Below are 919 nucleotides of genomic sequence, written 5' to 3' on the forward strand. Positions count from 1 at the left end.
AATGCCCTGGGCGCCCTNGGTCCCTGGGAAGATCGAGCAGCTTTTCTCCTGAAGAAAGACATAGCTGGGATTGGCATGAGCAACTCTTCCTTGCGCGCCGGATGGCCTGGACCCAGGCCTTGATGTTCTGGGCCGAGGCCTGGGACAGTTCCATCTCGCCCTTGTCCACCAGATAGCGCCCGATGGACTTGTAGGGCCGGCCATTCTGGTCGGCATAGGCCAGGCGGATGGTCTCGCGCGACTCCGGCAGGTAGACCCGACCAGAACCCTGCACCTGCAGGAAGAAAGCCTCCACCGGATCATCCACCCAGACGATCTCCTTGCCGGCCAGAGCATTGCCCTGCATCAACTCAGCCCGGGTCGGGTACGGCACCACCTTGCGCCCCACCAGCTTGCCGCGCAGGCGCAAGTTCTTCAGTTCCGGGTAGGCACTGGCCAGGTCGATGGTCAGCAAGTCCTCCGGCGCCTGGTACAGCGGCGTCTGGTACGGCCCGCCGCGCCGACGCGAACCGCGCAGCAGCGGCTCGTAGTAACCGGTCACCAGCCCGGTATCGGTACCATCCGGGTTAAACAACTGATAAGGCGTGAAATAGGTCTCGAAATATTGGCGCAGGAAACCGAGGTCATTGGCATTGACCTGCTGGGCCGCGCTACAGGCGGCACGCCACTCGGGCTTGCGGATCATCACCGAGCAGGACGATTGCACGGCCGGCCAGGCTTCGCGCAGGTCGTCATTGGTCCAGCCGGGGAGTTGGGAGAAGGTGGTGGCGCGCATGGCCGGCCCCGGCTGCACGACCGGCCGGGGGCCAGGCTGGCCGGGCTCAGGCGTGGTCAGCGGGGTGGTCTGGCAGGCTGCCAGCAGGACGGCGACCGAGACCGCCAATATCAGGTCACTTAGGCGAGGCAGCGCCGCACGCTG

Annotated in this window: 1 pseudogene; it reads right to left on the reverse strand. The window is 65.3% G+C overall.

The features are described 5' to 3' along the window. Positions 1–919: pseudogene (gene mltA, locus I5W_RS20725) on the reverse strand (murein transglycosylase A); the annotation flags it as partial.

This window comes from Herbaspirillum sp. B65 (genome assembly GCF_000333555.1).
GTDB lineage: Bacteria > Pseudomonadota > Gammaproteobacteria > Burkholderiales > Burkholderiaceae_D > Herbaspirillum > Herbaspirillum rubrisubalbicans.